Below are 24682 nucleotides of genomic sequence, written 5' to 3'. Positions count from 1 at the left end.
TTTCGTCCATCTTACTTAGTCATTCCAAATTCCTTCATTAAACTGTCAAACCTTGCCTGCTCCTTTTCCTTGATTGGCTTGGAAAGGTCGTTCACACAATGATGGATTACATCCGCATCCTTGAGTACTTCATCCATAGGACTGTCTACAGTCAGCTTGTCATCATGGTGATATATTGCTGAGCAGATAATGTCTGTCTCCTCAGGTGTTGTCAGTTCAAGCTTTGTAAGGATTTTTCTGGCATAATCGGCACCAAGATGAGCATGGTCGTCATAAGAGCCGGTCTTATAAGCATGCATGTCATGAAGCATGGCAGCCATAGCCGCAAGCTCCGGATCCAGGCCTCTTTTCTTGGCAATCATCTGCGCAGCAAGAGATACACCATAAAGATGCGCTATTGCACTTGTCCTTTTATCCTCGTCTTCCATCTTGTTAAGCTTCTTATCAACATACTGTCTTAAGTCTTTTAATCTACTCATAAAGCCCCCTTATCCTGTATATGAGTTATGGTTCTTCCAGGTATCTGACCTCTTTACCATGTGCTATCGCGTATTCAATCTCACTCTTAGTGCTAGTTACCACTCACTACTTTTTGTTAAGTTTATATCCTACAACAGCTCCAATAACGCCTCCTAAAATATGTGACAGATTAGAGATATTATCATGAAGAAAAAGTCCATCATAAACCTGCTGCCCAATGAAAATTATTGTCACCAGTATAAAAGTCAGCGGAATCTCTCCATTCCTGAAACTTGTGAATGATGTTAAAAGAATAAACGCAAACACCACACCACTAGCTCCGCACAAAGCCACGTTCCAGAATAATACGTAGTTCACTACTCCTGTAACTACAGCTGTGATCAATATTATCTGCAATATTTTCTTGGAGCCGTACTTTTCCTCAAGCATAGGTCCTAAGAGCAGTATATACGCTGCGTTTCCAATGTAATGTTCCCAGCCGCTGTGTCCTAATACGTGTGTAAAGAATCTCACATAAGTAAGCGGATCCACCAATGATGAATGATACGTCACAAACAGAAGCTGATTGCTCATACCTCCTGTCAGATAGCCAAGCACCAACACCGCAAAACTTATGAATATAAATCCCAGTACAACCGGGGAATTGAATGTAATCTTTAGTTTTTTCATGCTCTATCCCTCAATCCATCATCTCTGTATGCTTGATGATGTACTACAATTTGATGATAACATTAATTTGCCTGCTCGGAGGTATATAAAAAGAGCCATCGCAACCGATAGCCCTTCGCTATAACCATATCAAAAATTTAAATTCCATTATCCAAGAAACTTCACATGTTCAGGATTTCCCATAAATCCGGAGTCAGGTACTTCTTAAGAAGTCCATCTGCATCCACATCACCGAATCCACCATAGAATTCTTCTGCCACACCTCCTGCAATAGCTCCGAAAGTATCAGAGTCGCATTCCAGGGAAAAGACATTTCGTATGAAGCTCTCGTAATCAGTGCTTTCGTAGAAACATCTCATAGCTGCAGGTACAGAGCCCTGGCAGCTCTCATTCCATTTATAACGCGGTCTGATCTCATCAAGACTGTAAGCAATGCTATACTCATAATTCTCTTTTGGATACTGCTCAAGAACGTAATCGTAGATTTCCTGCTTGTTCTTGCCGTGTCTTGCCATCCAGATGCAGGTTGCTGTCACAACTGCTCCCTTGATTCCTTCAGGATGGTTGTGCGACACCACAGCTGTTGCTTCCGCCATCTTCTGCATCTCGTCGTAGTCTTCATAGAACTCGCCCACGAAGGAAGTTCTCATAGCGCTGCCATTGCCCCAGCTGTTATAAGGCTCATGGTTATTTCCATTGATCCAGTTAAAGAACCTCCCTCCATATCCGGCAAATGGGTACTCACGACCAACTTCAACCATGGTCTCAACAAGATTCGCTCCGATCTTTAGTGCCTTCTTAATTGCCAAAGTCATGACTGTATCATCTGTAAAACCAATTGCATCACCCTCAGCCAGAGGTACATTCTTCCAATCAAGATTCTTTGGTCTGTCAAACTCAAACTGTGCTCCAAGTATGTCTCCTAAAACTGCTCCTTTTACTGCCATCTACTCTTGCCTCTCTTCTGATAATCTCTGTTGATCTCATCGTCCCATCCGCTTTCGCTCAGGCACTCATCGGCTTCCATAGCACTACCTGCCATCATTACTGAACATACTGCCTTGCTAACTCCTGCGTATACGTTAGCCGTACCAATTGTATCACTCACATAGTTAACAGCCCTGTCCTTGCGGATTCCGTACTTCTGAGCCTCTGCATAAGCATCGATATTAGCTCCGATGAAGATGAACTCCCAGCCATATTTCTTTTGCTGCTTCTTAACCATCTTCTCAATCTTCTCGCGAGAATATCTGCTGCTGGCATTCTCCATCCCGTCTGTAGTGATTACAAAAATTGTCTTCTCAGGCCTGTCCTCTTCCCTTGCATATTTGTGAACGTTGCCAATATGGTGAATCGCTCCTCCAACCGCATCCAGAAGAGCTGTGCAGCCTCTGACGTAATACTGCTTGTCAGTCATCTTCTCAATCTTTTCAATGGGAACTCTGTCATGGATAACTTCGCACTCATCATCGAAAAGAACTGTAGAAACCACTGCCTTCTCGCCTGTCTTTTTCTGCTTCTCCATCATGGCGTTGAAACCTCCAATAGTATCTGCCTCAAGTCCGCCCATTGAACCTGATCTATCTAAAATATAAACAATCTCTGTATATCCTTTACTCATCTCTTTTGCCTCCATCAGTACATCTGTAGTCCCCTGCAGTGGACTGTTTCCTTTGTTCTGATGTAATAATACCTTTTTGGCAAAAGAAAAAGGTCAACCCGGAGGAGACCTTTGTAAAAACACAAATTGTGCAAGTCAGCTTGCACTTTTTTATCAGTTTGAAAGCGAATCCAGGCCATAATCAAAGAGTACAATATCAATCTTCATTACGTTGTAATCCTGGTGTCTTATGAAATACTCTACGATTACATCAGTCTGGGATACCGGAGAAAAAGCATATCCAGCGAGACGCAGGAAATCAACAGCTTCATCCATGTTGAGCCGAAGTCCCACTGCCAAGGCAAGGACCTTTTCTTTTGAAGGCTTAACCTGGCCCTTTATCAGCTTGGAAAAATACTGCTTGGAAATATTCGCTGTAGCATAAACCTCGGAATTCTTTAGCCCTTTCTTGTTGATCAGCTGCTGAAGATGCTTTTCAAAAGAATCCGTGTACATGCTCTTTAAAGCATCATCAAGAGACTCTGCCTTCTCGGGTGCACTTTCAATATCATCCTCTGGTCCGAGTTCCTCATATTCCTCAAGAACTTCTTCAGCTTCAACCTCCATCTCATCAGAGATATCCTCAAAGCCGCTACTAACTATATAATCTGCAGCATGGAAAGAAGCTTCTTCTCGCCTTCTATCTCGAGGACGCTCCAATCCGTACTCTTTATCAAGAGTCTCCGTGACATAGTCATCATCTATGTAGCAGCGTACTTCTTCACCCAACTCACCGGAAATCCTTACAGACTTCTGTCCGAACACCACCAGGAAGATTTCCATCTCATGCTCGGTTAAAAACCTGGTAAAAGAATCTACAGCAATCTCTATTCCCAATTTCTGCGGAAATCCATAGGTTCCCGTAGCAAGTAGTGGGAAAGCAATGGACTTACACTTATGCTTATATGCCAGCTCCAGAGATTTGTCATAGCAAGCCTTCAAAAGCTCTGCTTCTCCATGATCTCCTCCATCCCACCAGGGACCGCTGGCATGTATGATGTATTTAACACCAAGATTAAAGGCAGGAGTGATTCCCACTTCTCCAGGATCAAGTCGTCCAATCTTGCACCTGGCAGCAAGAAGCTTCTCTTCCCCCGCAGCTTTATATATGGCAGAATCAACACCGCCACCAATAGCTACTTCTGGATTAGCAGTGTTTACTATGACGTCTGCTTTTACTTTTGTAATATCATTTCTGATAATTTGAAATGGCATAACCACTTACTCCATCTTTTTTCGACTCTCACAAAAAGATCCGATTGGTCAGTAACACCCTCACCGTTCAACTTTAATTATGCTGTATTATCTCAAAAATAAAGCATTTAATTATTTATACTTTCAAATATTGCATCCATTTCTTTATAACTATATCGCCGTCGACAAACAAATATTTCACTGAAGTCCATAAAACAAGATAAATTCTCTTCTGTTCCAATTGCATCCATATACGCTTTTTCAAGAATATACAACGCGGCTAACGACATACTTACATTTCCTAAATTTGCTTTGTTATAGTTAGAGCTAGTACCATTTCCGATAGGGATAATTCTGCTATGCTTAACTCTGTTATAGTCTGACCACCACGAAGGCATTTTACATCCTTTTACCATTCTATAACCAGTTTTACCCGCCCGATTAATGAATTTCTCTATGCGAAAATTATTCCATGGATGTACTTCAATTTCATTCATAAGAAGGGCTCTATATTCATTAAGACTAAATCGGTTCGGAACCTCAGAAGAATTCATGTAAGTAAAAGGTCCTTCCGTCAATAAGAACACGTCTTGAATTTCATACCACCATTTATATATATTATTTTGTTTATCTTCCGGCTTAAATGACTGATTTGCAACCTTCGCCATTGTCTTACCAATAACATCTATCTCGCTACAAATTGCCTGATATAGTTTCAAGTATTCAATTGAATACGTTGACCAGTTATCCGCATTAAATTCCACATACTTCTGCGTATGCAAGAATTCTTTCTCCAATTCCCGATAATACTTCCAATAGTTTTTTTCAAAAGAAAAAAATCCATTTGCATCTCTTTTAATATCCATGGTCTTTTACCATCCAACAATAATTTTTCCTATATCGAACAATTTATATCACTTAGCTTTTAGTCCTTACTTACACTATTTTCGTAGATTAACAGCTTTCATTAATCTCAATTTATTTATATATAAATTACAAGAGGCCTTTATTGTGTAAGAAGACTTGAATTCCCATAAAAATGGCACTTGAAGTATTATTCGCAAGTATCTCTTTCCAATTTAGTTTTCCATTCTCATTTATAGACATATCTATCTGCACTGCCAGAGCTGTTGCTTGCCTCATAAGATCATTATTATCATTTCCTATTTCTTTTTCAAATTCAAATAAGCTTTTCAATACATTGTTCATTTCGTCAAGTGTACTGGATAAATAGGAGTTTTCCTTTCTAAGTAAATCATTGTTTTCACGTAAGAGATCGTTTGTTTCTTTCAATGAGCTTACTGTATTTTCGGAATTTTCAGCTATTCTTATTAACGCCTCCCTTTTCTCTTTTTCCTGTGCAAGCCTTTCTTCTCGAGCTTCCTCCACTGCAGAAAACACTTCCATATTTTGTCGAGTACTGTTACGAATAATAGCTGAAAAATCAGCTGACAATTGTGGTTTTATATTTCCTAATGGATTAAAACTCATTTTTGAAAAATCCACTTCACTCATTTCACACCCCTCCATATTCTTATCTTCCTTCAAGAAGCAATCTGAAATCACCCAAAAACATCAAACATCGATGCAATCACATAAACAATAAATATTAGCAGACAAGCAGCCAGCTTGTTTGGAAGAATAATTCTTATAGCAATCATAATACCAAATGCTATCAGCTTATTGTTCCTATCGCTTTCTTGCACCTTCCTACGAAGCTGATCCATATCTTCTTTCTGTTTCTTGCGCTGCTCTGCAGTTGGATAATATCCGCCTCCACCAAAGGAAATATCATCTTCAAGGCCAGCATCTACAACATTATTATCCTCATTGTAAAAAGTATCATAAATGTATGCAGCCTCGTTTGAATCAATGTGTCCATCGTGGTTCAGATCAAATGGTGTGTTTTCAAAATTATCATATGCCATAACATGCCTCCACTTTCCAATGAGCCTTAAAACTCATCATCAAAATCATCAGGATCCAAGCCTGCGTCCTCAAGGGCAGATCTGCGCTCGTCCTCATCCATAAATTCCAGTTCGTCACGATCAAGGCCAGCCAATTCAATCTCATCTAGCTCGTCTTCTTCATCTGCAAAGCTCCTACCCTGAGAAGATATTCCATTGTTATCTTCAAAAAATGTATCGTTTATGAATGCCCTTTCAGCCCCACTAATCTTACCATCTCTGTTAAGGTCAAATGCTGAATGCCCAAATAATCTATCCATAGGTCCTTCCATAGTTCAGATCCTCCTTTCATGAAAAACATCAATAGTTATTATTCCAGTAATCTTCAGCTGCATCATAAGCTTCGTCTTCATCATCGTAGTCATCTTCGTAATCATAGAACTCTTCGTACTTATCATCTGCGAAGTCCTGTGCTGACTTGTAATTATGTACATCGTAGGAATCATAGGATTTCTTTGATGACTTAGAACTGCTCTTCTTGGATGAGCTCTTGCTGCTTGATGATTTTGATTTTGAAGAGCTCTTACTGCTTGAACTCTTGCTCTTTGACTTTGAGCTTGTAGTTTTCTTCTTTGAGTTGCTCTTGCTCTTACTTGATGAATAACTGCTAGTTGTTTTATTCTTACCAGCTGCCTCTACAGATACCGATGTCATTCCTACAGCTGTTATCATCATCATTACCGCTACTAAAATGCTTAATAATGTTCTCTTCATAATTCACAACCTCCATTTCGTATGAAAAGAGTTTTATCCTGTTATAAGCTTACCGCCAAGTCATTTTGTAATACATATTCGCTTTGGTAAAAAAGCTATTGGTATTTTGTCAAAACAGTAATAAACGATTTTGCTCTTTCTGGTAATCCTATTTTGCCAAATTTCGAGTCCAATAATCCTCCCCGATTAACCCCACATGTTTTCAGGTGTTCTTGCTGGCATTCAATAGAATTACCTCTTTTACGTATCCCTCTCTTTTCTCCTGTGGAAGTGTATTGTACTGGTATAAAAAGAGCTTCTCCATTATCTCCCTGCAGCTCTTGGCACCACAGTTTCTGATTTTGGCAATCTCTGTACCTTCTGCTATTGCCTCAGCCAGTTCTCCAATAGTGGAATATCCAGCCCTTTTTAGTGAGTTATAAGCCCTGACTCCTAGATCCAGTGCCTCTATAGGTGTATCACCAGCCTTATTATTCAGATAAAAATTGAAATAAAACTTACCGCCTTTTCTCTCATGAAGCCTTGTTCCTGCAAGTGCCTCAACTATCTGTGTTAGTGTTCGACTCTGATCCTTGTTCATATTCGATTCCTCCGTACACATCCTTGATAACCTCTCGGACTATGCGCGCATGATATTCCTCGATATCATCCTTGCATGCCTTTTTGATTATCTTAGCCATGTAGTTTATTTGCTGGGATGAATCAGATACAGCCACAATATGAATATGATACTCTTTCAGAGTAGTGAAGATCTGCCTGACGTTCTCCGTTCTGGTAGCCACATACTCTAATACTCTGTCAAAGCCATCAGGAGTAGTGATAATATCAATCAGCATTGTAATCTCATCATCACGCTTGATGTAGGTATTGTACTGTCGGATGATTCCCTCATCCTCAAGCTTAGTAACCCTCTTTTTTGCCGCCACTCTTGATATTCCAAGCTTATCTCCAATTTCCTGATAGCTCATACGAGCATTGCCTCTGATCATTTTCAAAATTTTCTTATCTTTTTCATCCATGTGATTAGCTCCTTAAAAAATCAGTGTCGACTCTGATGACGTGATTATATTCACATAAAAAAATTAACGCAATAGTAAAGGTTACGGAAAGTAACCAAGTGGTTTCTTTTCGTAACCTTATTATATCGCAATGTCGTAGTGTGAAGTGCAAAAAGATTTATTAAAAAATATTTCTTGATCTTTTTTGTTATGTTTATAGTAGAATAAAGTGATTATTTAAAAAGGGCGGCTTTCACTATGACAATAAATTATCCTGTTGAATTATATCCAAAAGAAGTACTTATAAAGGCTTCTTATCAGTTCTTAGACCAGGCATATATCCATATTGATAAGAAAAATGATGAGTATATAGTAAAAATATCTCCCAAAGATGGTGTCCCTCCTATATCTGAAGGTGACTTTGATAACGAAATGCTTGCTCAGGCAGCTCGTTTCGTTATTTCTTCACGAACAAAAAACATTAGAGAAATCACACTAGGACGCGCTATGGCTTCAACTATTATCGAAGAAGAAGCATGCTTTGACGAGGGTGATGATATCCAGGATATAGACAACATTTTGAAGGATTGGTTTGAAAATGAATAACTCGATTGAACTTACCAAAAAATTCTATGATAAACGTGCTATTATCCAATCTATAGCTGCTTACAAAGACATAGCATCCATTAAAATGAGCGAAAGTCAAGATTACTACATCTGCACTGTGGAATCTAGCAACCATTCACCACAACTTGTATTAAATGAATTTTCGAATTATGTTTTAGGACTAATGAATTTATGATCATATTACCATTTACCGCTGTTATACTAGCTCACATTCTAGGCATCATAACATCTGTAACAGATATAAAAGAAAACAAAATAAGCAATAGGCTATTACTACTATTTGGAATCACAGGCATTATCTTAACAATTGCACAATATATCTTAAAAACTAATATTTTATGGGGTGCCTATTTCCTTAATCTCACTCTAGTAGTAGTTTTCTCCATGGTTCTATATATTTTGCATATATGGGCCGCTGGAGATAGTAAATTACTTATTGTTTTAGGCATTCTATTGCCAGCAAACTACTGTATGCTTGCTGGAAAAATTGTTCCATGGAGTGTATTGGTCGTAGCGCTTAGTTTTATTGTCAGTTTCATCTACTTACTTGCTGAATCTGTTTGGCTTTTTATTACTCACAGGGGAACTTTTTCCTTAAAAAACGTAACCAAGAGTTCCAAACAATTCTTTACCGCGTATGTAAGAAACATCATTTATATTTCATTTGCTTTAAAACTTGAGAATTTCTTTGCCAAAGACTGGTTCAATGAACATAGCTTGGCGATTTTGGGGATTAATATAAGCCTGATTCTACTGATATCTTCATTTGAATTTTTAAAGAAATTTCCTGTTGTAGCATTCATATTTGTACTTTCTATAGCCTTATCAGTTTATACAGGAGAATGGTTTTTAAGTGTAAGCAGGCTTATATACTACTTACTTGTAGTCATTATTATGCTTCTCAGAATCATGATAAGCGAATATAACTATGCCACCATTCCAACATCCGAAGTCAAGAAAGGTATGATCTTATCCAGCGTAACAACCGTCTTTATGTCTAAATCAAGAGTAAAGGGGCTACCTGGAATATCTCGCGAAGACATGCGTAGTAGACTTTCTGCGGAAGAAGCCGAAGCAGTTGTCCGTTGGAGCAAAACTAAAAACGGACTCAAAGAAGTTCAAATAGTAAGGAAAGTCCCATACGCAATATTCATTTTTTCCGGACTACTTATCTATTCTGTATTATGGGGGCTAAGCATTTGAATAACATGTTACAAGAATTTAATGGAGCAAATTACATATATAAGCTGTCATTTGATAGACCTATGGCTGAGGGTTATGTTTCTGCAGATTTCAATACTCTATTTATATCTGATATGACCGCAACTCTCCTACCAGAGAATAAATCATTCAATGTCTCAAAAGAAGAATTAAAATATTTAACGAGCTTAGGCGAAGGTGCTTGTTTAGAAATAAATTCAAACAAAAAGATTGCAAGTGCATTTGGAATACTTAATGATAACACCCTATACATCACCGACAAATGCAATTCGAATTGTATTATGTGCCCCATGGCAGAACCTGCCAGAAGAGATGGTCATACTGTCCCCTTTGAAATTCAGGATGAACTTATCAGATATATGCCTTGTGGAATGGAACATATAACTATCACAGGCGGTGAACCTTTTATTATCAAAGAAAAGCTATTCGATATTCTGCAACAATTAAAAACTGGAAATAAAGCCCACTCATATTTGCTACTATCTAATGGACGTGTTTTCGCAAGTCATGAATACTGTCATAAATTTGCAGAAGTTGTCCCTGAGGACTTTTTAGTAGGGATACCATTGCATGGACCTATACCCGATATCCATGATGCCATATCACAAGCTCCAGGAAGTTTTATCCAAACAACTGCTGGTATTAAGAACCTTTTAGCAACCAAGATGGTATCTATAGAAATTAGAATCGTAGTAAGCAAATTAAATTCCAAATATCTAGTTCAATTAGCAGAATACATTGTCCAAAACTATCCTAATGTAGACAGTGTAAAATTTATGGGAATGGAGATGCTTGGAAATGCAAACGTAAATAGCGATAAAGTATGGATTCCTTACGAGGAAGCATTTAAATATATTAGCCCAGCTATTGATATCCTGGTTAATAACGCTATAGACGTAGCTATTTACAATTTCCCTCTTTGTTTTGTTGAGCGCCCTTATTGGAACCTCTGTGCTAACAGCATAACGGCTCACAAAATCAAATATGCAGAAGCTTGTGCTAACTGCAAGGAAAAAAATGCATGTGGAGGAATGTTTACTGGAACTGACCGCTTCCTGGCCAATTCTGTAAAACCTATTTTGTAATGGTAAATTATTTTAATTTTAGAGAATTCGAAGGTGAATACCTTATTACAAATGACTTTGGTCGATATCAATTCATTGATAGAAACTCTTTAAAAGCTCTTGTTAAAGGAACCGAAGAAGCATTAGATTCTTCTATACGAGATGAACTAATTGATAAATTCTTTATTACTGGCGAGTCCAGACAAGCTTACCTCGATAAAAGTGTTCCCTATATGCGTGATATAAAAAGTCATTTATTCCAAGCAACTGGACTGTTTATCTTTGTTATGACCAATAGCTGCAATCTGAACTGCGTTTACTGCCAAGCTCAATCGGAAAACAGTTCCTGTAAAGGACTTATGAGTAAAGAAATTGCAGAGCACGGCGTTGATATTGCACTGCAGTCTCCGCTTGAATCTATATCAATTGAATTCCAAGGTGGTGAACCTCTTCTAAACTTCGATACAATCAAACATATTGTAGAATATACTGAGATTCATAGAGGAACAAAGATAGTTAGCTATAATTTAGTATCAAACCTTTCTCTACTTACTGATGAAATCGCTGATTATCTTGTTTCACATAATATACAAGTCTCAGTATCTTTGGACGGAAATGAAGATGTCCATAACCACAACCGCCCGTTTCGCGCAGATGGTAGTGGTACATATGCAGCTGCAATCAGAGGTATTAAAATGCTCAGTGCCAAAGGTTTATCCCTTGGTGCAATACAGACAACTACACGATATAGCCTAGATCACCCTGAAGAAATAGTCGACACATATGTGAAACTTGGCTTCAACAACATTTTTATTAGACCGCTCACAAAGTTAGGTTACGCTAATGAACATTGGAAAAAAATAGGCTACAGTCCTGAAGAGTTTTTAAACTTCTATAATAGAGCTATGAATCATATCTTAGAAATCAACAAAAACGGCCATGTTTTCAGTGAAGGCCATGCAAACATCTTTCTGACAAAGATTATTCATGGGTACTCAAATAACTATATGGAATTACGTTCCCCATGTGGCGCAGCTATAGGCCAAATTGCAATTTACTATGATGGAAATATCTATACTTGTGACGAAGGAAGAATGGTTGCTGAAATGGGCGACCCTGCTTTCAAAATGGGGGATGTATTTTCTTCAAGTTATGATGATCTTATCGATTCAGGTGTCTGCAAAACTGTATGTACTGCCAGTTGCCTTGAATGCATACCTGGTTGTTGTGACTGTGTATATCAGCCATATTGCGGCGTTTGCCCTGTAATCAATTACGCAACAGAGAATGATCTTTTTTCTAAAGCACCAAGAAATAATCGTTGTAAAATATATTCTGGTATGCTAGATTATTTATTTGGCATAATACACAAAAATGATAATAATATTTCTGTTATGAGAAGGTGGGTACAATGAATAACAATGACTTTAATTTTCCTAAGATTGGAAAAAGCGTAGAAAACTATCTTTTTGATGAAGAAGGAAATATTTCTCGAAACAAAGTTTTAGCTGTCGGTTCTTTGGTAATTCTAATGAGCATGCTCTATACGATGGATGTATTCGCAGGACATCGATCACATTCATCTCATAGATCGCATAGTTCACATTCCTCAAGCCGCTATTATTATGATCACTCATCACATGTTTCACATCAATCTCACCAGTCACATGTTTCAGGTTCAAGCCATAGTTCAGCGCACAGCAATTCAGCCTATGCATCTACTCCTTCATCAGGAACTGGGGTTGCAACAAAATCTGCTAGTGCTGCTGAAACCGTTAAAGCAGCTGTTGTATCAGCTTTGGAAGCTTATCCGTTAACATCTGGATGGGATTGTATCTTTAATGCGACATACTATGCTGAGCACAATGCTGATGTTGTCAAGGCTGTCGGAAATAGCGCAGATGCTCTTCTTAAACATTTCCAGGATTTTGGAATGGCAGAAGGACGTCAGGGATGTACAGAGTTCAATGTTGATTACTACAAAGCAAATTATGCAGACCTAGTCCAAGCTTACGGAACTGATCTGAAAAGTTATTATATTCATTATAAGGACACTGGAAAAGCAGAGGGTCGTATCGGTTATACCAAAATACAATAATATAAAATTTGAGCAGCCTCATACTGGCTGCTCTTTTTCGCTTTTATGGAGTATTCTGCTTTCCTACATATTAAACAACAGAACGCACGTTACCACTCTGTCATAGTTTTTAATTCCTACTTACAGTACAGTTTCCCAATAGCTTTTTCTTAAATCCCCCTCGTTTTTCTGCTTTCTCATTTCTTATCTTTTCTAACATGAGATAATTGAAGGTGCTATTGATTTACACTTAAAATTGACCCACCTCTTTGAGGTTTTATAGAATTCTTTCCGTATGAAAAACATATGGAAGGAGGAAAAAAGGTGAAAGATTTGGAAGACTGGGCGGCAGTACACAAAGTGTACAAACAGACGGGTTCCAAAAGAGCTACAGCAGATATTCTTGGGATAGCCAGAAATACGGTCAGACGTCTATTGGATAAGACCTAGAACATCCTTTTTTATTTTATTATAAGAAATTACCCAAATATTTGCTTTATTTTTCTTTCATAACTTAGCGCTATAATTAGCATATGAAAATACTACTAGTGATCGATGTTCAAGAAAAATATCTAAACTACTACGACGCTGATCTGCTGCCAAGGATCAACGCTAAGATTGCTGTGGCTAATTCAGCTGGAGACCAAGTCTTCTACGTCCGCAACATAGGTATTCATGGAGATAATGATAGCTATGCACTTGCGAAAGATCTGCTCATAGTCTCAGATCACATCTATGAAAAGAAATTTCCAAGCGCCTTTACAAATGATTCTTTTGTAAAAGAGCTAAAGATTCAGAACGTTACTGAGCTTGAGATAATAGGTGTAGATGGCAACATCTGCATAAAGAAAACATGCATGGATGCTGCCAATGCAGGCTACAAAGTAACTCTTAACCTGCAATGCACAGCCGCCAGGAATGAAATGATATTTGAAAAGACACTTAAAGAATTGAGAAATGCTGGTGTAATAATCACAAGCAAGTCGTGCTATTGCATAAACAGGTGGTGCTCAATTGCGAACGGGCTGCGCTCGCAGCCCGAAATATTCATTTATCAATCGATAATACAAGATTCTATCGAATACTTTGTACCATTAAGTTTGATTTTCACTGTGAAGTAGGTTCGAACTTCTGCACCAACTGAGTTTTGAGCATCCACATATGACTTTACTGTGACGGTATCACCAGCTTTAGTAATATCAACGCCTTCACTTATGGATGAAAATGGGAATTTAGCTGTCCTTGGACTTTTTAGATGTTTTTTTACTTCATTTTCAGCGATTGTCCAGTAAAGAGTTCTATCATCGTCTGTGACTTTTTCCGAATATGTTGCCGAAGTTGTTGATGACTTGCTATTACTTAGCATTCCATTAAGAATGTCTTGCATCTCTTTGTAGTGCTCATCACAATAATATTCCAAAGATCCATTTAATCCAGTAACCGAATACGTGCTAGTTTTATTACATCCATCAACAATGCAATTATTCCCTGAAGAACTTTGGGGTGATGATATTTGCGTATTTGATGGTAAATCACTATTGTTAGGTTTTTCATATTTGGCAAATGTATCACTTTTTCTATCCTTCTGTTCATATGTATATAACTTATAATAGGGATTGCTTTGAGGCTCTAAAATCACATTTGCTGAGCCGTAAGTAGAGTACATAAGATAATATCCGTTCCCTATATCATAAATATAATCCTTTATTGTTACATATTTTCCTTCTTCTATAAACAAATCGTTCTCAGTATGCCAATTTGTGCTTTCATTTTTTCTCGGAATCCCATCAATTTTAGTGTCTGAAATAGTTACCTCTGCATATCCTTCACAACTGTATACATAGTACCACTTACCTGGAATTTCATTTTTAATATCTTCGGAAGTTAATTTTCTAAAGTTTTCTATATTCTTTTCGAAGAATTCTGTGCTATCATTACACGTTGCTGACATTGAAGGCTTATACCTAAAATACTTAATTGCATTTTCTAAGTCTTTCTCTGTCATTTCAGCTATTTCATATTTTGCTTCTTTAGCAATCTCGTTTTCTATTTCATTTTCAGGTTTTAATGCAATTGCATGCGCCGTTGACTCAAAAGCATCATAGGATATATCTGCAATGTCTTCCTCTGAGAAGCTTTTATCGTCCGTAAACACCAATATTTTTTTAGCAAGCTCTGTATTTGTTTCAGAATCTCTTACAGATATGTATATTGTTTGATTACTAAGTACATCAACGCTATTTCCATTATTATCGTGCACCGTTAAAGCCGGATTGATTTTTCTTGACAAGTAATGGTTACTACTAAGTGACACTCCATATTCATTCACATTCCCCTCCTCAGTATCTTCAGCATACTTAAACAATATATCAACCTTAGTATCGTAAGTTGATTTTATGTGAATAATAGGAAAATCAACTAGTCCATATGTATAATACACACTTGTATCAATGTCATATTTTGCAAGATAGTTATTAGAAATAATGTTTACATTTTTCATACCTATACTGTCATTGTTATATTGGCTATTATCCTCGGTGGAATTCCTTGATTCTCCACAGCCAATAAATAATAAGGCAAGAAAAAAAAGCATTACCAATGATTGTACTTTTTTCATAAACAAATCCTCAAAAACACAGCATCAACAAAAATCTAAACAGCCAGTTTGACCACAAACCGCATAAAGAAATTTTATCAACGAAATATTTAGTTGATGTAAACGGCCAATTCTGGATTTTTCTTTTTTTCTCATTTTGCTTCATCACACTAATACCAATCGTAAGTTTTTTGACTTATAAAAACAAACAGGGAGCATATCTGCCCCCCCTGCAACTATTATATCATTGATGATTTATTATTTATCTGTATGACGATAATTTTATAAAAAAACTATATTTGAAATCAACTTTATTATGCCCGTGTTACCACATCATTTTTTAAATCATATTTATAATATTTTATCCCAATTGGGTCATCAGTACGGAATAATCCGGTGTGAGAAGCTAGATTGGTATCAATTTCCCAACCTCTAAACTTATCCTTTAATGAGACAAATTCATATTTAATTGGATCAAAAATATCCGTCTCGTCAGCAACACCCGCAATTCCACTGATAGTGAATCCTGATGTTGTACCATGATGAGCATGCACATAGACATCCGCACTATCTTTTGAATATGACCCGCAATAATACTCCCAACTCCTATCCATTGCATCTCCTGGTATGTACAATTTCTTATCAAAAACATTAATCTGTATTATAGGACATATTTCATTTTCTTCCTTCTCATAGCACGTGTACAAAACATTTACTGGGCCCACATAGTTGAATCTTACAATTGTTATAGGAGCCTTAGCCGCTCTTTTGACCAGAACCAATTGTCCATCTGGATGTAATATTTTTATATATCCAGACCCTCTTGTCGAATAGTTGCATGGCTCTACCATTTTACATTTAGATATATAAATATCGCCAAGGAATTTATAGTATTTTTTATTGCAATATTTCACATTCGGATTTATCCAAACCTCTGTTTTATCATCACACGGAAAAAGTCCATAACGTGTAAAATGATCATCATGAGGGTGAGATACAAACAATTTAGTAATATTGACTGTATATTTCCCATCCTCATTTATATCATCCAAGCATTCCAATATTTTTTTCTCATATGTTTTATTTTGACAACCACAATCAAAAACCCATGCCTCACGGACCATCTTCCTATCATCAGAAAAAACTAATATTTGTAATAATCCCCATCCTACATTTACAACATAAAAAAATGCATTATCGAATTTGATTGCAGGCATTAGTTTGGGTTCATATTGTATCTCGTTACCCGCTGCATCAATAATCACATTATTCCTTGATAACTTAATATGCATGTTCTGCACCATCATCAAGTATTGTTGCGCTTTTTTCGCTTCATCTGTATCTGATTGTAAATCAACTATTTGATTATTGGCATCTACAAAATCATTCTCAGATATACCCTCAGTAGGTGTAAATCGAACCCTTTCAACATCTGAATGTATTTCTATTTCATCTAAAAACTCAGCGTAGTTTTCTAATCTCTCAGCTCGTTCGGGACGGTATATATATTCTCTTCTACTAAGTATTTGCTCTGTTGCTAAACTTTCCAATTCGCTATCATATTGCACAAGCTTAAGTTCAACATCATCTAGATCAATTGTCCTTTGTAGCAAAAAATACCTTCTTCCGTTATTATTCACTCCATATCTAGGATCAATCTCTTTTTCACCTACACCCGCCTCAACTTGTTCACCGTGTTCTATACGATACTCATTGGAAACATCAATCCTTCTATACTCGCCAATTTGCCTAATTCTTCCGTTTTCTTTTACAAATAAAAGTAAGCTTTTATAACATGAATTATCCGCTCTTCCATCATGGTTAAGAACTCGTAAATTCAAACCTGTTACTTCATTGTCTTTTGCAAAAGCATACCTTACAAACTCTGGTGCTTCTCCATTATCACCAAAATCAAGGCTATCAACATCTTTATAGTCGTTAGTATCTTTGGATATAATCAAATAAATAAACGGCAAATTCTTTGGGGTTCTAATCCCACCAGCAATTTGCCCTCCATAAAGCATATAAAACTCCCTATTAGTTCGTTCCCCACTAAATAACATTTTCTCCTCCTCAAAGACTATCTGTTATTATAAACATATGCTAATAGCATATTCTCAGCATTACTCGGTAACAGATTCTAAAAATAGTTTTTCCTTGAACCGGCCTCGTTTTTCGGCCTTTCTTTCTCTTACCGCTTCCAATTCATCCTTTGTAAATCCTCTCGCCTCAGCAGCGGCATACAACACTTCCAGCAGATCAGCCAACTCTTCGACATTCAGATCTTTATGGTACTCTGCCAGTTCTTCGTCCAATTTAGCATCCAGCGCTTTTAAATATTCCTCATCATTTAGGACACGCATAGTGCATTTCTTTCCGTCCTGCTCAATTATTTCCGGAATCTTATCCCTCACCAATTTGTTATATACCTTCACCGCCATATACACCTCTGCGTTGTTATTGTTGATCCGTTATCATCTTGCTTTTCATAGCATAAGTAATCATCCTAAATGAACTACCTGGCCTCTTAGCAAATTCATTTATAGCGCACTTATGGATAATCTTGTTATCTTTAATTACCAGGATTTCACCGTCATGGAAATCAAAATAAGTATCTCCATGCTTGAATCCAATATCAGTCTTATCATCTGCAATATCAACATCCTTCGAGGCACGCTTGAGTTCTCTATAAAATCTATACTCTTCTTCAGATTTAATATTAAGCTCCGGTACCACGTCGCTATGCTGCAACAAAAACATATTTGTGAAGCCTATAGCCATGCCCTGTTCAAGTGGCTTAATGGTCTCACCTGATTCATTAGTATCAGTAATATCCTTCCACCCTCGGACAGTAATCCTGTAGTATGGCTCATCGCCATTGTTTCTGCTTGGATTGATTGGCACCTCTGTTATAGATGATCTCTTTACCAAAGCAACACGGATAGCCTCGCCATAGTACCTGATCTCGCCCTTATCTCCAAACTTATTGTTAGTCTGATACAAGGCAACATAGTGAATCGGTAGTCTGTCATCACTTACCATACTCTTGGGCACGTAATAGAACCGCCTCTGGTAGCAGGTTTCGAACTGCTCTGGAGATCTGAATGTTCCTATCAGCACTTCTCTCTTATCCCAGTCAACCTTAGCAAGCTTCTCTTCTATACCTGCAGGTAGAGTAGTTCTTTCAAATGCGGATTCCTTAGAATCACTGATAAGGTCATCCAGTAAACTTCTCACAAGCTTGGTGGAGCCCGGCAAAAATGGAAGTCCGCCAATATTTACTGTTTCTATGCTCTTATAAAATCTGTGGTTTTTGTACTGTTCCTCGTCGTCATAGGGGAAAAGAATGTACGCACCAAACATAGTCTTTTCAAACATAAACTTGGATTCACGATTCTCATATACAATTGAATCCCTGTATCTATGCATTGTGTTGATATCATCAACCTTTGGTCCTGGCTTATCATCAGGATAAAATGGGCTTGAAGGATCCTTCTCTATACGGTACTTCGCATCAAATACATACTTGTAGGCTACGTCGGTTCCTCTCTTTTCAAGCTCAAGTACATTGTCAGGTCTCTGATTGACGGTTTGTGTCTTTTGCTCCGAAGGATTATATACAAGTGTTATATGCTCACCGGTATTAGGATTGATAAATCTTGCCTCAGATCTGTGGCCTTTTACCAGCGTCACAGTTATTCCGTTGTTATCAACCTTAACTATATCCGGAGATACCAGCTTGTATTCTTTCTTCAGGATGCTGAACAGCTTTATAAAGCACCAGTACTCATACAAAAGAGCTGTGTCCTTAACAGACATCTTAAATATGTCTCCGTTAACAGAAAGGCTTCTGCTTAACATCAGGTAACACTTATAGAGTTCTCTGTAACCTGGAGCCATACCAAACACAAGAGACATGCTCTTAGCAGCATGATACTCAGAAACATCTTGAAGAAATGATGAATGCATAACTCGCTTCACATCCCTCTTCATACGCTGCGCATCCTGTATAACTTTTTCTTCAGGCTCTCCACCAGCTACATTCTTGGCATACCTTGTGTATCTCTTAATGAACTCATCAAGCCTTTTTACCGTAGATCTCAGTATATACTTAACAAAACGGTTCTCTTCAGTGTCATATGTAAGCTGCTTCTTAGCTGTAAGAAGTCTCTCTGCAGCTACTACTCCATCAGAAATAACCATCCTATCCTGTCGCTTTCTTAGCCAGTTGATAGAAGTCTTGTCGGTCCTCTTTGCCTTATAATATGGAACAACCTCATGCTCTGTAATCAGCTTGTGGTGCGGAACGCTGATAATCCTGTTTACCGCATTCATATAGTCATTAAAGATAACTGACAAAATCTGAAAATATACAGACAGCACAGTACTCTGCTTGTCGCCAAGTTTAAATGTCTGATATGTCTTTTGCATAAAATCGATGGCCACTTCAGAAACCATCTCTGAAATGTCATCGATCATCTTTTGATAATCTTCTTTGTATGTAATTTTAGAGGGGAATACCTCTATCCGAATAGAAAGACATCTCACGCCATCTGCAGAGATTTCAAAGTAAGAATAACCACAAGTATTCTCAAAATTGAGAACGCCTGATAGCAGAGTATAGTCGCCATCATAAGCAGATCCTACTCTATCCTTTACAGAAGAATTTTCATTCCAGAAAGAGAGCTGACTTCCATCATTGCTCTTTATGATGATCTCATAATCGGTCTGTTCGAAGAAAATTGGAGGAATCTCAAATTCATAATGAGCATAATCAAAGTTCTCACACTCAATATCCTCCTCTGTCGCTGCGATCTTAACTTCTTTAATATTCCTACCATCAAGCACAAGCGAAGAAGACCGGTTGGAAGTATCTCCCTGCCAGTTTCTTCTACTTTTAATAACTACATTAAGTTTTTCAGTGCTTATCTCTAATAGCTTATCAGAGCCAGTAGGAAGTAAAGCCATCCTCTTCGAATCTCCTCATCATGTAGCACAGCTTCTGAGCTGAATTTTTATATTTGCATGACTTATTATTTATACAATCATCCATCTGCTTCCAGATATAGCTCTGGCTAAAACCGGAATAATCACCAGCAAACATCTTAAACAAATCACATATCATATTCTTGATTGCTTCACTACTGCCCTGAATCCTTGGCAAAATCTTCTGCATTATTTCATAGTCAAAAGCAGTGTCATAATCCAAGAGTTTAGCAGTGTCATTGTTCAGCATAAAGAATACTATTTCATCTCTTACTCTATATCCAACATGAGCATTGGCCTGCTGCAACACTTTATTGATATTCTGCAGATCAGCACTTACTCTTTTGGCAAGTTCCTGCTGCTCCGGCTTCACATCTGTACCCAGAACAAGATACTGCGATTTAAAGAAATCATTTCCTTTGTTGAGTGGAGCCACTGCCTCTGCATTAGATGAGAAGCTTGGTAAAAGATCTACATAAGAAAACTCAATAGTATTTGCTCTATCAAGTACCTTCTTACTGAACGGGAATGTGGTCTCATCCATGTTTACAGTACCTATAACATACAGGTTCTCGGGGATATAAAGATCTGGATAGTCCTTTTCTGCAGCTTTATCCAAGGTCAGCTTATATGTCTTAATCTCGCCGTTAACATTGGTCCTTGTTTCTATAAGTGATAAAAAGTCGCTCAGGTAATACTCAACTCTGGAAAGATTCATTTCATCCAAGCAAAGGAAATATGGATATTCCCTGTTCTCTTTGGCTTCCTTTACAAAATCGATAATAGCTCCAGGGATATAATTGCCGTTAAGATCAGTATGTCCAAAAAGATCTGTCGAATCAGACCAATCAGGGCGAACTGAAACAAGCTTAAATCTGCCATTTCCGCCCGACTCCTTGGCATAAGCTCCAACAGCACCAGCAAAAAGTTTCACAAGACGAGTTTTTCCTGTTCCGCTGGTACCAGCAAGGATAACAAAGGGCTTAGACTTCAAGCTTAAGTAGAAGTCTTCGATAAGGCCATCGTTGTAGCTAAAACCTTTAGCTGCTATGTACTTTTTAATTTGTTCTATATCACTCTTGATAGACAAATCTTTTTCTCCCTTAGGTCCATTTGTGACATCAGTTACTGTCTTTGGCTTAACACCGGCATATTCTCTGTAAATATCCATCATCTTGGATAGATCCTGTTGAAGTTCTGCTTCAGATGGTACAGCACCTCTTTTGTATTCTTTATAGAAGATAGTGCCTTTCTGATACATTTCACCTAAATCTGTCAGTCCTTGTCCAAGATCTATATCTTCATCCGTGTTAAAACCTCGGCCATCAATCCTTGCTACAATTTCGGCAGCTCTTTCCCTCATGATCTTGATGGCGCCCTGCTTACCATGAGCATTCTTGATATCAGTACAGCCCTGATTAAATGTTAGGTATAGGGATTCACCAGTTTTTGAAAGCAAATATACGATGTAAACACCCTTTGTTGCCGTAGTTGTGATACTACGGTCGAAGATACATATCCATGGAATTGTAGCCCAGTTGCCTTGACCAACGCTGCCGGTTATTAGATAATTCTGCGGATCCACAAGGCCTGTATTGTAAATGGCATTAGGAATCTCTGACCTAACAAATGTACCGAAAGGACTTCCTGTAAAAGCTCCTTTTTTGGCGTCCACATATCCATTTAGAAACTTATCAATTACTTCTCTCAATTTTCCTTTAGCTCCGTTATCCATTGATGAATAGTACAATTTCAGTTTCTGCTCAACTATGTCCAAGATCTTATCTATCTCAGCATCGGTAATCGTTGCCGCTAATTTCGGAACCATTTGGAAACATTCTCGGCCATCTTGCTTCTCAATTTTAAAGAATCCCTTATTTTGAATCACGTTGAAAGGATTTCTTAGGATTACATCTAGCGCATCCTTTACAGTACTCTCCTCTGGATTTGCTACTGCTCTGCTGACATTTAAATCAGGGACTTTTCCCTGATGGATTCTATTTATGTAATACTCCCTGAAGAGTGTTGCAATATGCTCTGTTGTGGTTATTTCTCCTCTTTTTATGCTCTCAAAATAAGACTTGTAGAATACAAGTTTATAAGATCTTTCATAACCACCAAGGCTATTAACAGGGCCGAGGTATTTGTAGAAAGATGAGAGTATATCCGCATTAAAAGAATTATATGTATCCATTTTACTTCCTCTGCTTTTCAGCTAACTTCTGAGCATACGCCTGAAGCCTTTTCTGAGCATCATTTACGCGATCAATCTCTATACGTGATTATTCCTAGCGCCTTACATCAGTTATCTACATTTGTGTCCAGAAGTATCTTTGTGCTGCCATGATGAGTACTGTAATAAATGATTACTGTATCTAAACGCTCTGTCTCCTATATAAAGTATTGCTCTGCAAAAAGATTATTATCTCTTAGATATCCTATGAACCTTTCCACAATATCTGATTTCCTTGACATTATATTCTTTTTATGGATAATAATCCGATCGTTATATTCCTTTTAATCTAATGTAAAGCTCTCAACTAGTCTAGCTATTTCCCTAGAGTTTGTAGATGATGCTGTATAATCAGGATCTTCCAAAAATGATGACGTTAAACACATTCGTATTCTCTCAACTATAAAATCAAACTCTTTGTCCTTCCACTTTTCGTTATCTTTTATTCTGTTATACAATGCAGGCAGAATTAGAGCCATTGATGTTTGGAATTTATAACTTTTACTTGAAATTCCATATAATTCTTTAGACAACGGATATGGTGTATATTTGGTAAACTGCTTGAGCCAAGCATTAAACTTCTCAAACTCATATATCATATTGTTTTCATCACGTAATGCTTGCTCTTCTCCCTGCTCTGAAAATAATTCAGCCTTCTTTTTCATGTATTCTGTGGCATAAGTGGTAGAATCTTTAAATGACTCATCGATTCCAAACTCTAAAACATATAAAATACTAAAAATGCCTTCATGAACTTTTTTCTTTAAGAATCTATCTTTTGTAACATTATAGATTTCACTCAATACTGGGTCGCTATTACTCTTGTATAATTTCTCGACAAACTTTGTTATGTAATCGTTATGTGGAGAAGAATAAACTGCATTACGAATTTCCTGCGGTGTAAGGTTCTTAGTTCCTTTGTTATATCTATTAAAAACTTCTAACTCAAATCTTTTTCCTGGGAATTCCCTAAATACAAATGCCGGTAATTTATGTCCTATTATTAACTCTTGTTCCTCTATAGGAAGCTCGCTAAATTTCTTGCCTTCATAATCTTTTAAAAGTGGTAACCCTGTAAGCTTAAATTCACCTTTTCTAAACCTATACAAGGCAAATAATCTATGTTGTCCATCCACAACATTTAATACTTGTACCCCTTTAATTCGTGTAGAACACAAAAAAACAGGAGGAATTGGAATTCCTACTAAGATAGATTCAATTATAGAACTCTCTTCTTCTATTGTTGATCTGTATTCTCTCTGATAGTCTGGTTTCAAAATAAGGCTATCACTAAACTCTAATCTACCTTCTGCATCTAATTGCTCATCCGGTAAATGTTGTAATTTATATCCATTATCTATAGCTTCAACTATATTTTTTATTGTTTGATCAAGTTCTACCGGCTTAACCTTAAACTCTTCCTTACTCATTATTTTCCTCCATATTGTAAAACTCTCTAATCTTATTCTTTAAAAGTATATCTTTAGATATAGATGATAGCTCTGGATATATATCTACAAATCTCATCCCCATCACAAAAAGACTTTTCAATATTTTCTTCCCACATGAGTGTGGAATAATAATCTTTTTTAGGCAATCATTAGCTATTTCGATTTCTTCCAACGGCTTATCTTCATTGAAATATACAAATAATCCATTCTGGGCAGCAATACGTGGATTACTTTTCTTGGCCGTAATGGCACATGGATATTCAATATCTGCTAAACACTTATTATCACCATACGATACATTAACAATTTCAGAGCGTTTAATCGACATTTGATTCAATTTATTAGGATTAAGAATCCATATGACAGAGTTTTCTTCATCATCTTCCTCATACTTAAAAGCATTCTCTACTGCAAACATTACAGACACTAAATGTGAATATGTAAAATCCAACAAGCAAGTCGGCACTCCAAAATGCTGTGCATATACAAGCCATTCATATTCATTTGTCATAGCTGAGGAATCTACATATTGAGCAGAATTTATTTTAAAATCCTCAATAAAACTTTTTCTTAATGACTTGGAATAAAGTTTCATTCCATCCTCATCACATCTCATTGCTGATGGCAGAAGCGAAAAGTCTTTTTCTTGACCGCGTGATAATGTATAATCTGGCGGAAGTTTATCTATATATTCTATGTATTCTTCAAGTGAATTGACTGTAATCGACTCCATTACTCTTTTTTT

27 protein-coding genes are annotated in these 24682 nt (G+C 37.2%); 8 read left to right on the top strand and 19 right to left on the bottom strand.

Features of this window, described 5'->3' with window-relative positions; translation table 11 throughout:
- Positions 1-11: 11 nt before the first annotated feature.
- The 12 genes from BM146_RS11535 to BM146_RS11480 form a co-directional block, all read right to left on the bottom strand.
- On the bottom strand, positions 12-479 hold the full coding sequence (locus BM146_RS11535; protein ID WP_074888936.1) for an HD domain-containing protein: 468 nt from the start codon (positions 477-479) through the stop codon (positions 12-14).
- A 106-nt stretch (positions 480-585) separates the two neighbouring features.
- Positions 586-1149 (bottom strand): rhomboid family intramembrane serine protease, encoded by a 564-nt coding sequence (locus tag BM146_RS11530; RefSeq protein WP_074888934.1) that lies wholly within the window; start codon positions 1147-1149, stop codon positions 586-588.
- A gap of 161 nt (positions 1150-1310) precedes the next feature.
- A complete protein-coding gene (locus tag BM146_RS11525; RefSeq protein ID WP_074888930.1) occupies positions 1311-2096 on the bottom strand; it encodes an ADP-ribosylglycohydrolase family protein in 786 nt (261 codons plus the stop codon).
- Positions 2087-2770, bottom strand: coding sequence for a vWA domain-containing protein (locus BM146_RS11520; protein WP_074888926.1), 684 nt, complete (start codon positions 2768-2770; stop codon positions 2087-2089). The genes BM146_RS11525 and BM146_RS11520 overlap by 10 nt, the downstream gene beginning before the upstream one ends.
- Before the next feature lie 153 nt (positions 2771-2923).
- Positions 2924-4024, bottom strand: coding sequence for a macro domain-containing protein (locus tag BM146_RS11515; protein ID WP_074888923.1), 1101 nt, complete (start codon positions 4022-4024; stop codon positions 2924-2926).
- Between the two features lie 107 nt (positions 4025-4131).
- Positions 4132-4869, bottom strand: a complete 738-nt coding sequence (locus tag BM146_RS11510; protein WP_074888921.1) for a hypothetical protein — start codon at positions 4867-4869, stop codon at positions 4132-4134.
- A gap of 127 nt (positions 4870-4996) precedes the next feature.
- Positions 4997-5518 (bottom strand): hypothetical protein, encoded by a 522-nt coding sequence (locus tag BM146_RS11505; RefSeq protein ID WP_074888918.1) that lies wholly within the window; start codon positions 5516-5518, stop codon positions 4997-4999.
- 47 nt (positions 5519-5565) lie between these two features.
- Positions 5566-5931 carry a hypothetical protein gene (locus BM146_RS11500; protein ID WP_074888916.1) on the bottom strand — a complete coding sequence of 122 codons (366 nt, stop codon included), beginning with the start codon at positions 5929-5931 and terminating at the stop codon, positions 5566-5568.
- Positions 5932-5957: 26 nt separating this feature from the next.
- Positions 5958-6242: a hypothetical protein gene (locus tag BM146_RS11495; protein ID WP_074888912.1), complete on the bottom strand. Its 285-nt coding sequence runs from the start codon at positions 6240-6242 to the stop codon at positions 5958-5960.
- Between the two features lie 28 nt (positions 6243-6270).
- Complete coding sequence (locus tag BM146_RS19500; RefSeq protein WP_074888902.1) at positions 6271-6684, bottom strand: hypothetical protein; 414 nt, start codon at positions 6682-6684, stop codon at positions 6271-6273.
- A 202-nt stretch (positions 6685-6886) separates the two neighbouring features.
- Positions 6887-7264, bottom strand: coding sequence for a DNA-directed RNA polymerase subunit alpha C-terminal domain-containing protein (locus BM146_RS11485; protein ID WP_074888899.1), 378 nt, complete (start codon positions 7262-7264; stop codon positions 6887-6889).
- Positions 7224-7703, bottom strand: a complete 480-nt coding sequence (locus BM146_RS11480; protein ID WP_074888896.1) for an Lrp/AsnC family transcriptional regulator — start codon at positions 7701-7703, stop codon at positions 7224-7226. The genes BM146_RS11485 and BM146_RS11480 overlap by 41 nt, the downstream gene beginning before the upstream one ends.
- Positions 7704-7940: 237 nt before the next feature.
- On the opposite strand from BM146_RS11480, the gene hxsD reads away from it, so the two are divergent.
- From hxsD to BM146_RS11445, 8 genes are all read left to right on the top strand, one after another.
- The gene (gene hxsD / locus BM146_RS11475; protein ID WP_074888893.1) at positions 7941-8288 is read left to right on the top strand and encodes a His-Xaa-Ser system protein HxsD; all 348 of its coding nucleotides are present in this window, start codon (positions 7941-7943) and stop codon (positions 8286-8288) included.
- On the top strand, positions 8281-8484 hold the full coding sequence (locus BM146_RS20510; RefSeq protein ID WP_074888891.1) for an HxsD-like protein: 204 nt from the start codon (positions 8281-8283) through the stop codon (positions 8482-8484). The genes hxsD and BM146_RS20510 overlap by 8 nt, the downstream gene beginning before the upstream one ends.
- The gene (locus tag BM146_RS11465; RefSeq protein WP_074888887.1) at positions 8481-9512 is read left to right on the top strand and encodes a prepilin peptidase; all 1032 of its coding nucleotides are present in this window, start codon (positions 8481-8483) and stop codon (positions 9510-9512) included. The genes BM146_RS20510 and BM146_RS11465 overlap by 4 nt, the downstream gene beginning before the upstream one ends.
- 5 nt (positions 9513-9517) lie before the next feature.
- Positions 9518-10615: a His-Xaa-Ser system radical SAM maturase HxsC gene (hxsC, locus tag BM146_RS11460; RefSeq protein WP_242949391.1), complete on the top strand. Its 1098-nt coding sequence runs from the start codon at positions 9518-9520 to the stop codon at positions 10613-10615.
- Complete coding sequence (gene hxsB, locus BM146_RS11455) at positions 10615-12009, top strand: His-Xaa-Ser system radical SAM maturase HxsB (RefSeq protein ID WP_074888881.1); 1395 nt, start codon at positions 10615-10617, stop codon at positions 12007-12009. The genes hxsC and hxsB overlap by 1 nt, the downstream gene beginning before the upstream one ends.
- A complete protein-coding gene (hxsA3, locus tag BM146_RS11450; protein ID WP_074888878.1) occupies positions 12006-12692 on the top strand; it encodes a His-Xaa-Ser repeat protein HxsA3 in 687 nt (228 codons plus the stop codon). The genes hxsB and hxsA3 overlap by 4 nt, the downstream gene beginning before the upstream one ends.
- A gap of 303 nt (positions 12693-12995) precedes the next feature.
- Positions 12996-13121: a hypothetical protein gene (locus tag BM146_RS20175; protein ID WP_278308507.1), complete on the top strand. Its 126-nt coding sequence runs from the start codon at positions 12996-12998 to the stop codon at positions 13119-13121.
- A gap of 98 nt (positions 13122-13219) precedes the next feature.
- Complete coding sequence (locus BM146_RS11445) at positions 13220-13792, top strand: cysteine hydrolase family protein (RefSeq protein ID WP_207649919.1); 573 nt, start codon at positions 13220-13222, stop codon at positions 13790-13792.
- Here BM146_RS11445 and BM146_RS11440 read toward each other — a convergent pair.
- The 7 genes from BM146_RS11440 to BM146_RS11410 form a co-directional block, all read right to left on the bottom strand.
- Positions 13726-15288 carry a hypothetical protein gene (locus tag BM146_RS11440; RefSeq protein ID WP_074888871.1) on the bottom strand — a complete coding sequence of 521 codons (1563 nt, stop codon included), beginning with the start codon at positions 15286-15288 and terminating at the stop codon, positions 13726-13728. The two genes, BM146_RS11445 and BM146_RS11440, sit on opposite strands and share 67 nt — an antisense overlap.
- A gap of 293 nt (positions 15289-15581) precedes the next feature.
- Positions 15582-17330 carry a hypothetical protein gene (locus tag BM146_RS11435; protein ID WP_074888867.1) on the bottom strand — a complete coding sequence of 583 codons (1749 nt, stop codon included), beginning with the start codon at positions 17328-17330 and terminating at the stop codon, positions 15582-15584.
- Between the two features lie 60 nt (positions 17331-17390).
- Positions 17391-17708 carry a nucleoside triphosphate pyrophosphohydrolase gene (locus tag BM146_RS11430; protein ID WP_074888864.1) on the bottom strand — a complete coding sequence of 106 codons (318 nt, stop codon included), beginning with the start codon at positions 17706-17708 and terminating at the stop codon, positions 17391-17393.
- A gap of 16 nt (positions 17709-17724) precedes the next feature.
- Complete coding sequence (locus BM146_RS11425) at positions 17725-20235, bottom strand: restriction endonuclease-like protein (RefSeq protein ID WP_074888861.1); 2511 nt, start codon at positions 20233-20235, stop codon at positions 17725-17727.
- Positions 20210-22447, bottom strand: coding sequence for an MrcB family domain-containing protein (locus tag BM146_RS11420; RefSeq protein ID WP_083413516.1), 2238 nt, complete (start codon positions 22445-22447; stop codon positions 20210-20212). Before BM146_RS11420 ends, BM146_RS11425 begins: the two co-directional genes overlap by 26 nt.
- Before the next feature lie 323 nt (positions 22448-22770).
- Positions 22771-23916: a DUF262 domain-containing protein gene (locus BM146_RS11415; RefSeq protein ID WP_083413514.1), complete on the bottom strand. Its 1146-nt coding sequence runs from the start codon at positions 23914-23916 to the stop codon at positions 22771-22773.
- On the bottom strand, positions 23909-24670 hold the full coding sequence (locus BM146_RS11410) for an FRG domain-containing protein (protein ID WP_074888957.1): 762 nt from the start codon (positions 24668-24670) through the stop codon (positions 23909-23911). Before BM146_RS11410 ends, BM146_RS11415 begins: the two co-directional genes overlap by 8 nt.
- Positions 24671-24682 lie beyond the last annotated feature (12 nt).

Origin of the sequence: Butyrivibrio proteoclasticus (assembly GCF_900115735.1) — a bacterium.
In the GTDB taxonomy this organism is placed as follows: domain Bacteria; phylum Bacillota; class Clostridia; order Lachnospirales; family Lachnospiraceae; genus Butyrivibrio; species Butyrivibrio proteoclasticus_B.
This window is presented reverse-complemented; position numbering and strand designations above follow the sequence as displayed.